Source organism: Pseudoleptotrichia goodfellowii, assembly GCF_007990505.1.
GTDB lineage: Bacteria > Fusobacteriota > Fusobacteriia > Fusobacteriales > Leptotrichiaceae > Pseudoleptotrichia > Pseudoleptotrichia goodfellowii.
Window position 1 is genome coordinate 389,285 of sequence record NZ_AP019822.1, and the last position, 11,155, is coordinate 400,439.

Sequence of the window (11,155 nt, forward strand, 5' to 3'; positions counted from 1 at the left end):
TACAAATATTTATTGACAATAAAAACTATTTGTATTAAAATAAAAAGACAATAAAAATTACGTTTAAAGATAAATTATTAGAGAGGAGAAATATGATGACAGAAAGAAAAAATGTTGTTACATTTAAAGGAACTCCGATTACATTATTGGGGGAAGAAGTAAAAGTAGGAGATAAAGCAAAAGATTTTACAGTTTTGGCAAATGATTTGAAAGAAGTTAAATTGAGTGACTATAAAGGAAAAGTAGTTATAATTTCAGTGTTTCCTTCTGTAGATACAGGAGTTTGTGCTTTACAGACTACAAGATTTAATCAGGAAGCGGCTAAATTTCCTGAAGATATTCAGTTATTGACAGTTTCGGCTGACTTGCCTTTCGCTTTAGGAAGATTTTGTGCGGATAAAGGGATAGAAAATGCATTAACGACATCTGATCATAAAGAACTGGATTTTGGATTGAAATACGGCTTTGTTATAAAAGAATTAAGACTTCTTGCGAGAGGAACTGTAATTGTTGATAAAGAAGGAAATGTAAAATATGTGGAATATGTTTCCGAAATAGGAGAACATCCTGATTATGATAAAGCTCTTGAAGTAGCAAAATCATTAGTTTAGTTTTTTGAGTTGTTGGAGTTAATATTCAAAATATCGAGGGCAATAAGCCCTCGTTTTTATAAAATTATCTTTGCTGTATTTTAGGGGAAGATTCCAAAGTAACATTTACATTCATAGTTTGAGAATTTCTTATTATTTGTAAATTTACAGTTTGTCCTATTTTTTTAGCCGCCAATTCACCTATAAAAGAACCGGCAGAATTTATAGGTTTATCATTAACTCTGATTATTACATCATTAGCTTTTAATCCTGCTTTTTCCGCAGGTGAACCTGGAACAACCTGAGCTATGTAAACTCCGTTTCCTGATTTAATATTCAGATTTTTTACTTTCTGGCTGTCAAGATTATCCAAGTAAAGTCCGACATAAGGTCTTTCAAATTTTCCTGTGGAAATTATAGAGTCTTTTACAACGGAAACAAGGTTGGAAGGTATTGCAAATCCGAGACCTACACTTCCTCCTGAAGTCGAGAGTATGGCTGTATTTACACCTATAACTTTTCCGTTAATGTCAACCAGAGGACCTCCGCTATTTCCCTGATTAATCGCAGCATCTGTCTGTATAAAGTTTTCTATTTCTTCTATTCCTAAAGAACTTCTTCCTGCTGCACTTATTATTCCTACAGTCATAGAATCGTTTAATCCTAAAGGATTACCGAAAGCTATTGACCATTGACCGATTTGTATTTTATCTGAATCGGCAAATTCCAAAGGCTTAAATTTTTCGCTGGATTCTATTTTTAATATGGCAATGTCCACTTCGGGAGAAGTTCCTACGAGTTTTGTAAGATATTCTCTTCCGTCGGTAAACTTCACATAAATTTCGTCGGCATTATTGACTACATGGTTATTTGTAACTATATAACCGTCTTCGGATACGACAAATCCTGATCCTAAAGAACCCGATTCTCTCTTTTCCTGTCCTCCGGAACTCCCGAAAAGCAGTTCTTCTAGGGGATTGTAAGTATTTACTGTAATCGTTTTTTTTGTTCTTATATTAACAATAGAATCTTTAGCTTCTTTGTATACATTTATAAATGCCCCTTGAGTTTCCAATGCATTTTTATTACTTTTTTCAACTTCCTTTTGGGAAACAGTGTTGTTTTGACTGTTATTCTGAGAAACATCCTTTTTTTGTTCTGCAGGCTTTGAACAGCTTAAAATTATTGATAACAATAATATAATAAATGCTTTATTTTTTTTCATTTTAAATTCCTCCTTCATTTTTTTGTGATGTAAGATAGTGTAAATAAAATAAATTAAATAGCTATATGAATTTTCTTTGTATTGACTTAAAAATGTAAAAAAACTTGACGTTTGACATTTGCAAGTATAAAAGTTATAATATATCATCTATAAGTAGGGAGAAATTATGATAAAATTGATTTTGCTGGATGTTGACGGTACGTTGACTGACGGAGGAATATACCGTGGAAATAAAGGAGAAGAACTGAAAAAGTTCAATGTAAAAGACGGATATATCATTGTTAATTCACAAAAAGTCGGTATAGATTTCGGGATAATAACCGGTAGAGAATCCGAACTTGTAAAAATAAGATCCGAAGAACTGAAAATAAAATATTTGTACCAGGGAATCTCGGAGAAAACTCTTATTTTGGAAGAAATAATGGAAAAAACTCTTTTGAAAAAAGACGAGATTGCTTATATGGGAGATGATCTGAATGATCTCAATATAATGAAAAAAGTCGGATTAAAAGGGGCTCCTCAGGATGCCGTACCGGAAGTAAAAGAAGTGGCTGATTTTGTATCTTCAAAAAACGGAGGAGACGGAGCAGTCAGAGAATTTACGGAGTTTATATTGAAAAAAGACGGAATTTGGGAAAAATTTCTGAAAAATTTAAAATAATGAGTCAAAATGACAAAGAAAAATAATTGTTTAGGAGGAATAATGGGAATAAAGTATTTAGATGCCAAAAGACTTAGAGTAATTTTAATGGGCGGCGGAAAATGGGTAATAAAACATGAAGATATATTAAATGAATTGAATGTTTATCCTGTCCCTGACGGAGATACCGGAAGTAATATGGCAATGACTTTAAATTCAATGGTAACCGAATTGGAAAACAACACAAACGAAAAAACTTCCATGGAAGATTTGATAGGCGTAGTGGAAGAAGCTGTATTAATGGGAGCAAGAGGAAATTCGGGAACTATACTTTCTCAAGTTATTACAGGTTTTCTTAAAGGAATCGGAAATAAAATAAAATTACTTCCTGCCGATGTTGCTCAGGCTTTTGAAAGTGCAAAGAAAACAGCATACGGGGCAGTAAGTGAACCTGTAGAAGGAACTATGCTCACGGTTATAAGAAAAATAGCTGATAAAGCTATGGAAATAGCTCCTTCTATGGATGATTTGGTAATATTTCTGAAGGAAATTACGGAAGAAGCTAATCGTGCAGTGGAAGAAACACCTGAATTGCTTCCTAAATTAAAAGAAGCGGGAGTTGTAGATGCCGGAGGAAAAGGATTGTTCTTTTTGTTTGAGGGATTTTATAAAGTTGCGACAGAATTGAATCTGCTTGCAGAATTGCAAAAAGCTCAAGTTAAAGAAAATGAATTTGATAAAACCATAGCAAATATAGATCACGATCCTGAAAGTATAAAGTTCCAGTATTGTACTGAATATATAATACTGAACGGAGATTTTGATGTGGAGGAATATAAAAGAAGAGTTTTGGAATTGGGAGATTCAGCGGTTTTTGCTCAAACATCCAAAAAATTCAAAACTCACATACATACAAACCATCCGGGAAAAGCTTTTGAAATAGCCCTTGAATACGGTCCGCTTGAAAAAATGAAAGTGGAAAATATGAAATTGCAACATGACAATTTACAAATTTTCAGTGAAAAAGACGAAGCGAAAATATTTAAGAACAACAAAATAAATAAAACCGAAAATGCTTATATTATACTTGCAGATTCGGAAAACCTGAAAGACGAATTTTTAAAAGAAGGAGCCGATGTTGTTATTCTCGGAGGTCAAAGCAAAAACCCGAGCGTACAGGAAATTCTGTCGGCAATAGATAAAGTTGAAAAGACAAACGTTTACGTACTTCCTAACAATAAAAACGTTATAACTACTGCAAAAATGGCAGCAGAAAAATCAGGGAAAAATACAATAGTTTATGAAACTAAAACAATGCTTGAAGGTTACTACTGTTTAAAAAACAGGCAGGACGGGATAGAAGAAATTAAAAATAATGCTAAAAGAAATTATTCGATTGAAATTACTAAAGCTGTCAGAGATACTAAAGTAGATGAACTTACAATAGAAAAAGACAATTATATAGGTCTTGTAAACGGAAAAATTAAGTATACAAATTCTTCGTTGAAAGAATTAACAGAAGAAATATTAAATTCTCTCATAACTCCGAATACAGTAAAAGTAGTAGCAGTAGAGGGAAATACCAAAGACGAAGAAGTAAAACAGTTTATATTGGATAAATTAGGCAACATAAAGGTTACTTACATCAACGGAAATCAGGAAAATTATTATTATTATATTTATATTGAAAATAAAGATCCTAATATGCCTGAAATTGCTATATTGACAGACTCGGTATCGGATCTGTCTAAGGAGGATATAGAAGGACTGCCTGTTAAAATAGTTCCTTTAAAAATCGATATAAACGGAGAAATATTTAAAGACGGGGAGGAAATTTCGAAAACTGAATTTTGGAAAGATATGACTGAAAAAGAATTGGAAATAAAAACTTCCCAACCTTCTCCACAGGAATTTTTAAATGCTTATAACAGATTGTTTGAAAAGGGATACAAAAAAATAATTTCCATACATCCGTCGGCTAAATTCAGCGGTACTCTTCAAGCAGCAAGAGTGGGAAGATCTCTTACCAACAGAGAAAATGATATAGAGCTTATAGACAGTATGGGAGCTTCTCTACTTGAAGGATTTTTAGTTATAGAAGCTGCTAAAAAATCCATAAAAAGAGAAAGTTACGGAGAAATAATAAATTGGGTAAATTCTTTCAAAAATAAAGGAAAATTGTTGATTGTAGTTCCGGATCTTAAATATCTTGAAAAAGGCGGAAGAATAGGAAAAGCAAGTTCCGTTATAGCGGGAGCCTTCCAGCTTAAACCTATATTAACGGTAAGTCAGGGAGAAATAACAGTAGAGAAAAAAGTACTTGGAGAAAGAAATGCTCAAAAATATATTGAAAAATATGTAAAAGATGAAAGTAAGAAACAAAGTCTTATAGTGTTTACAGGTTGGGGAGGAGGTCCGAATGAACTTGAAAGTATAGTGAAAATTCATTCGGAAATAGGAGAAAGTTCAAGAATAAGTTTCCCTATACTTAACAGACAGGTCGGAGCTGTAATAGGAGCTCACGCAGGTCCTGTTTACGGAGTATTTGTATTTCCAAGATTAAGTTAAATTATTAAAAAGAGAAATATGTTGAAAAGAGGGATTGCTTTTGAAGTTCACAGTTTTTGAAGAAATAGATTCTACTAATGATTATTTGAGAAAAAATCATAAAATAGAAGAATTTGAAGTTATAATTGCGAAAAGACAAACAGCCGGAAGAGGAAAAAGAGGGAGAGTGTGGATTTCCGACGAGGGAGCTGCACTCTTCTCGTTTTCGGTAAAAGATAAGGAAAATTTACAGGAAAAAATAACGATTTTCAGTGGATATACAGTATATGAAATTTTGAAAAAATATATAGATGAAAATCTTAAAAATGATGATTTTTCTGAAAATCTGAAGTTTAAGTGGCCAAATGACATTTACTATCAAGACAAAAAAATATGCGGAATTTTATGTGAAAAAATAAGAGAAAACATAATAATAGGAATAGGAATAAACATAAATAATAATGATTTCGGTATATTTCAGGAAAGGGCAGTTTCTCTTTCGGAAATATGCGGGATAAAGTTTTCTGTAGAAGAAATAATAAAAGAAATTGTTTTTTTGTTTGAAAAAGAATTTACAAACCTGAATAAGGAATGGGAAAGAATACTTGAGAAGATAAATGAAAAAAGCTATTTAAAAGATAAAATAATAAAAATAAAAAAAGAAAATAAATTGGGAGAAAAAATATACAGATTTCTCCGTATAGACAGAGCAGGAAAAATTTGTCTAATAGGAAAAGGGGATACAGAAGAATCAAAATTTGAATCGCTTGATTTTGAAGTGATTTTGTAAACTCAATATATAGTGATATAGTTTTTATAAATTACAAAGATATAGAGATGAAAAATTTTTTTCAAAATTTTTTCAGAAATATCTTGACAAAGGGTAATAAATTTGGTAATATAATTTTTGTCAATTACGGGAGTGTAGTTGGCGAGGACAATGAAAACATGAGAAGAAGAAGCAAAGATGTGAAAAGATGAAATAATGGTGAAATAAAGGAAATATAGAGATATATTGAATGAAGAGTTTGATCCTGGCTCAGGATGAACGCTGACAGAATGCTTAACACATGCAAGTCGATGGGGAAGAATTAACTTGTTAATTTGGTAACCATGGCGGACGGGTGAGTAACGCGTAAAGAACTTACCTTTCAGACTGGGATAACAGAGGGAAACTTCTGATAAGACCGGATATAATTAATTGATTGCATGAGAGATTAATGAAAAGAGATGCTGAAAGAGAGCTTTGCGTCCTATTAGCTAGTTGGTAAGGTAATGGCTTACCAAGGCGATGATAGGTAGCCGGCCTGAGAGGGTGGACGGCCACAAGGGGACTGAGATACGGCCCTTACTCTTACGGGAGGCAGCAGTGGGGAATATTGGACAATGGAGGAGACTCTGATCCAGCAATTCTGTGTGCACGAAGAAGGTTTTCGGATTGTAAAGTGCTTTCAGTGGGGAAGAAGGAAGTGACGGTACCCACAGAAGAAGCGACGGCTAAATACGTGCCAGCAGCCGCGGTAATACGTATGTCGCGAGCGTTATCCGGAATTATTGGGCATAAAGGGCATCTAGGCGGACGATCAAGTCAGGGGTGAAAACTTGCGGCTCAACTGTAAGCTTGCCTTTGAAACTGATTGTCTAGAGTATTGGAAAGGTGGGCGGAACTACACGAGTAGAGGTGAAATTCGTAGATATGTGTAGGAATGCCGATGATGAAGATAGCTCACTGGACGATAACTGACGCTGAAGTGCGAAAGCTAGGGGAGCGAACAGGATTAGATACCCTGGTAGTCCTAGCTGTAAACGATGATCACTGGGTGTGGGCAGGAAGACTGTCTGTGCCGAAGCAAATGCGATAAGTGATCCGCCTGGGGAGTACGACCGCAAGGTTGAAACTCAAAGGAATTGACGGGGACCCGCACAAGCGGTGGAGCATGTGGTTTAATTCGACGCAACGCGAGGAACCTTACCAGATCTTGACATCCTACGAACATGTATGAGGATACATGGTGCCTTCGGGAACGTAGAGACAGGTGGTGCATGGCTGTCGACAGCTCGTGTCGTGAGATGTTGGGTTAAGTCCCGCAACGAGCGCAACCCTTATCGTTAGTTACCATCATTAAGTTGGGGACTCTAGCGAGACTGCCTGCGAAGAGCAGGAGGAAGGTGGGGATGACGTCAAGTCATCATGCCCCTTATGATCTGGGCTACACACGTGCTACAATGGGCAGTACAAAGAGGAGCGAGATAGTGATATGGAGCGAATCTTGAAAGCTGTTCTAAGTTCGGATTGAAGTCTGCAACTCGACTTCATGAAGTTGGAATCGCTAGTAATCGCAAATCAGCAATGTTGCGGTGAATACGTTCTCGGGTCTTGTACACACCGCCCGTCACACCACGAGAGTTGTTTGCACCTGAAGTTACTGGTCTAACTTAGGAGGAAGGTACCTAAGGTGTGAATAGTGATTGGGGTGAAGTCGTAACAAGGTATCCGTACCGGAAGGTGCGGATGGATCACCTCCTTTCTAAGGAGAAAAGAAAACATCTTTCTTCTTCTTGTGTTTAAAAGCTTTAAGGGATTGAGGGCGTGTAGCTCAGGTGGTTAGAGCACTGTGCTGATAACGCAGGGGTCACTGGTTCGAGTCCAGTCATGCCCACCAAGGTTTTTTAAAGGTGATTGTATGGGGATATAGCTCAGTTGGGAGAGCGCTGCCCTTGCAAGGCAGAGGTCAGCGGTTCGAACCCGCTTATCTCCACCAAGAGTGAAAAAAGGACAATGAGAAATGAATAGTAGGTAAAAGAGTTACAATGAAAAAAGCGAAATAAGGGCACACGGAGGATGCCTAGGCAACTAAAGCCGAAGAAGGACGTGATAAGCTGCGAAAAGCTATGTTAAGGTGCAAGTAACCGCAATAGACATAGATATCCGAATGGGAGAACCTGTATACTGGGAGAGTATACACGAGAGAGGTAAGTCCGTGAACTGAAACATCTAAGTAGCGGGAGGAAAAGAAAGTAAAAACGATTCTCTAAGTAGCGGCGAGCGAACGGGGAAGAGCCTAAACCATGTATGTGTAGAAGTTGGCGACGTTGCATATATGGGGTAGAGGGATATAGAATGAACAGATAGCCATAAAGTTTAAGTTATGTTGTATGAAGCGGAATTAGTTGGGAAGCTAAACCGAAGAAGGTGACAGTCCTGTATAGTGTAAGTATGATATAATGATAGATATAATCCCGAGTAGCATCGAACACGAGGAATTTGGTGTGAATCAGCGTGGACCAAATCACGTAAGGCTAAATACTTTAGTTGACCGATAGAGGAGAGTACCGTGAGGGAAAGGTGAAAAGAACCCTGAGCAAGGGAGTGAAAAAGAATTTGAAACCGTGTGCTTACAAGCGGTAGGAGCACAGAAATGTGTGACTGCGTGGATTTTGGTTAATCATCCTGCGAGTTATGATATGTGGCGAGGTTAAGTAAGCGGAGCCGAAGGAAACCGAGTCTTAATAGGGCGACAAGTCGCATATCATAGACGCGAAACCTAGTGATCTAGGCCTGTCCAGGTTGAAGCTGGGGTAAGACTCAGTGGAGGACCGAACTCACCGCCGTTGAAAAGTTGGGAGATGAGATAGGTTTAGGGTGAAAAGCCAATCGAGCGCAGGAATAGCTCGTTCTCTCCGAAATGCATTTAGGTGCAGCCTTAATTTAGATATGTGGGGGTAGAGCACTGTATGATCAGGGGCATATAGCTTACCGAAATCAAGCAAACTACGAATACCATATATTGATGATTAGGAGTGAGTCTATGGATGACAAGGTCCATGGACGAGAGGGAAACAACCCAGACCACCGGCTAAGGTCCCAAATTATGTCTAAGTGGGAAAGGAGGTGGATATTCATAGACAACCAGGAGGTTGGCTTAGAAGCAGCCATACCTTAAAAGAGTGCGTAATAGCTCACTGGTCGAGAGTATCTGCGCCGAAGATATAACGGGCTAAGACATAAACCGAAGCTGTGGAATTAGAGTAATCTAATTGGTAGGAGAGCGTTCTGTAGGCCGAAGAAGGTGTACTGGAAGGTATATTGGAGGTATCAGAAGTGAGAATGCAGGAATGAGTAGCGAGAAGGATGGTGAGAATCCATCCGGCCGGAAGTCCAAGGTTTCCAGGGGAAGGTTTGTCCGCCCTGGGGGAGTCGGGACCTAAGCAGAGGCTAAGGAGCGTATGCGAATGGAAAATAGGTTAATATTCCTATACCACTATAATCGTTATTAGAGAAGGAGTGACGCAGGAAGGTATGTAAGAAGACTGACGGAATAGTCTTTCTAAGGGAGTAGCATGAATATATAGGCAAATCCGTATATTTAAATGTGAGACCTGATGGGTAAGTACCATATGGTATAAGTTACAGATCCTACACTGCCGAGAAAAACTTCTATCGAGAGAAGTAGTGCCCGTACTGAAAACCGACACAGGTGGACAGAGTGAGAAACTTAAGGCCGACAGGATAACTCTAGCTAAGGAACTCTGCAAAATAGCCCCGTAACTTCGGGAGAAGGGTACCTAATATACTTGAGTGGAGAGACACCACGAGGGGAAATAGGTCGCAGTGAAGAGTCCCAAGCAACTGTTTACCAAAAACACAGGTCTATGCTAAGCTGAAAGGCGACGTATATGGGCTGACACCTGCCCAGTGCCGGAAGGTTAAGAGGAGGATTGAGAGATTCGAATTGAAGCCCCGGTGAACGGCGGCCGTAACTATAACGGTCCTAAGGTAGCGAAATTCCTTGTCGGGTAAGTTCCGACCTGCACGAATGGTGAAATGATTTGGGAGCTGTCTTGGCTGGAGACCTGGTGAAGTTGTAATGTCGGTGAAGATACCGATTACCTGCAGTAGGACGGAAAGACCCCGTGGAGCTTTACTGTAGCTTGGCATTGGGTTTTGGCAATGTGTGTATAGGATAGTTGGGAGACTGAGAAGATAAGGCGTCAGTTTTATCAGAGTCGTCGTTGGAATACCAACCATATGTTGTTGAAATTCTAATCATATATTTGTAGTATATGAGACAGTGCTAAGGTGGGCAGTTTGACTGGGGCGGTCGCCTCCAAAAGAGTAACGGAGGCGTTCAAAGGTTCCCTCAGGTTGGATGGAAATCAACCGGAGAGTGCAAACGCAAAAGGGAGCTTGACTGCGAGACTGACGGGTCGAGCAGGTACGAAAGTAGGAGTTAGTGATCCGGCGGTGCTGAATGGAAAGGCCGTCGCTCAACGGATAAAAGCTACCCCCGGGGATAACAGGCTGATACTTCCCAAGAGTCCATATCGACGGAAGTGTTTGGCACCTCGATGTCGGCTCGTCTCATCCTGGGGCTGGAGAAGGTCCCAAGGGTTGGGCTGTTCGCCCATTAAAGAGGCACGCGAGCTGGGTTCAGAACGTCGTGAGACAGTTCGGTCCCTATCCACTGCAGGCGTTAGAATATTGAAGAGATCTGTCCTTAGTACGAGAGGACCGGGATGGACAAACCTCTGATGTACCGGTTGTTACGCCAGTAGCATGGCCGGGTAGTCACGTTTGGAAGGGATAATCGCTGAAAGCATCTAAGTGAGAAGCCCACTTTAAGATGAGTATTCTTTAAGTAACCATCGAGAACAGGTGGTGATAGGCTGGAGGTGTAAGTACAGTAATGTATTTAGCTGACCGGTACTAATATTACGTTAGCTTTTATTTAACTTCTTTACTACTACTATTTATTTCTCATTGTCTTTATATTCAGTTTGGTGATCTTAGCAACAGGGATACACCCGGTTACATTTCGAACCCGGCAGTTAAGTCTGTTTACGCCTAAAATACTTAGATTTACTTCTAGGGAAAATCGGTAATCGCCAAACTTTTTCTTTTTTGCGTCTCCGTAGCTCAGTCGGTTAGAGCATTTGGCTGTTAACCAAAGGGTCGTTGGTTCGAATCCATCCGGGGACGCCATTTTTTTTGTTTGTTTTTTTATTTGAAATGTGATAAAATTATTAAGAGGTGCATTCGTAGCTCAACTGGATAGAGCGTCTGACTTCGGATCAGAAGGCTTGGGGTTCGATTCCTCACGAGTGCGCCATGTTTTTATATATTAAAGTGTTATTTGAAGAGTGTGAGTTTTA

The 11,155-nt window shown here is 38.7% G+C and carries 5 protein-coding genes, 4 tRNA genes and 3 rRNA genes; 11 read left to right on the forward strand and 1 reads right to left on the reverse strand.

Features of this window, described 5'->3' with window-relative positions; translation table 11 throughout:
- Positions 1-95: 95 nt before the first annotated feature.
- Positions 96-611 carry a thiol peroxidase gene (gene tpx, locus FVE72_RS01940; protein ID WP_006808341.1) on the forward strand — a complete coding sequence of 172 codons (516 nt, stop codon included), beginning with the start codon at positions 96-98 and terminating at the stop codon, positions 609-611.
- Positions 612-675: 64 nt separating this feature from the next.
- Here tpx and FVE72_RS01945 read toward each other — a convergent pair whose 3' ends face one another.
- The gene (locus FVE72_RS01945) at positions 676-1,815 is read right to left on the reverse strand and encodes a S1C family serine protease (RefSeq protein WP_026737047.1); all 1,140 of its coding nucleotides are present in this window, start codon (positions 1,813-1,815) and stop codon (positions 676-678) included.
- A 166-nt stretch (positions 1,816-1,981) separates the two neighbouring features.
- On the opposite strand from FVE72_RS01945, the gene FVE72_RS01950 reads away from it, so the two are divergent.
- From FVE72_RS01950 to FVE72_RS01995, 10 genes are all read left to right on the forward strand, one after another.
- The gene (locus tag FVE72_RS01950; protein WP_026737048.1) at positions 1,982-2,476 is read left to right on the forward strand and encodes a KdsC family phosphatase; all 495 of its coding nucleotides are present in this window, start codon (positions 1,982-1,984) and stop codon (positions 2,474-2,476) included.
- A 42-nt stretch (positions 2,477-2,518) separates the two neighbouring features.
- Entirely contained in the window at positions 2,519-5,023 is a 2,505-nt protein-coding gene (locus tag FVE72_RS01955) for a DegV family protein (RefSeq protein WP_026737049.1), read from the forward strand.
- A gap of 40 nt (positions 5,024-5,063) precedes the next feature.
- On the forward strand, positions 5,064-5,792 hold the full coding sequence (locus tag FVE72_RS01960; RefSeq protein ID WP_006808442.1) for a biotin--[acetyl-CoA-carboxylase] ligase: 729 nt from the start codon (positions 5,064-5,066) through the stop codon (positions 5,790-5,792).
- 226 nt (positions 5,793-6,018) lie between these two features.
- A 16S ribosomal RNA gene (locus FVE72_RS01965) occupies positions 6,019-7,530 on the forward strand.
- Between the two features lie 58 nt (positions 7,531-7,588).
- Positions 7,589-7,665, forward strand: a tRNA-Ile gene (locus tag FVE72_RS01970).
- Positions 7,666-7,688: 23 nt separating this feature from the next.
- A tRNA-Ala gene (locus FVE72_RS01975) sits at positions 7,689-7,764 on the forward strand.
- A gap of 52 nt (positions 7,765-7,816) precedes the next feature.
- Positions 7,817-10,733, forward strand: a 23S ribosomal RNA gene (locus tag FVE72_RS01980).
- Between the two features lie 46 nt (positions 10,734-10,779).
- Positions 10,780-10,894 (forward strand): 5S ribosomal RNA (gene rrf / locus FVE72_RS01985).
- Together the 16S, 23S and 5S rRNA genes with 4 tRNA genes alongside form the textbook arrangement of a ribosomal RNA operon.
- Positions 10,895-10,908: 14 nt before the next feature.
- Positions 10,909-10,985, forward strand: a tRNA-Asn gene (locus tag FVE72_RS01990).
- A 50-nt stretch (positions 10,986-11,035) separates the two neighbouring features.
- Positions 11,036-11,112 (forward strand) — tRNA-Arg (locus FVE72_RS01995).
- Positions 11,113-11,155: the final 43 nt, after the last annotated feature.

What these genes read in the sequence shown, in the direction of transcription:
- tpx (WP_006808341.1), top strand. Translation starts at nt 96, where the DNA reads ATGACAGAAAGAAAAAATGTTGTTACATTTAAAGGAACTCCGATTACA.
- FVE72_RS01945 (WP_026737047.1), bottom strand. Translation starts at nt 1,815, where the DNA reads ATGAAAAAAAATAAAGCATTTATTATATTATTGTTATCAATAATTTTA.
- FVE72_RS01950 (WP_026737048.1), top strand. Translation starts at nt 1,982, where the DNA reads ATGATAAAATTGATTTTGCTGGATGTTGACGGTACGTTGACTGACGGA.
- FVE72_RS01955 (WP_026737049.1), top strand. Translation starts at nt 2,519, where the DNA reads ATGGGAATAAAGTATTTAGATGCCAAAAGACTTAGAGTAATTTTAATG.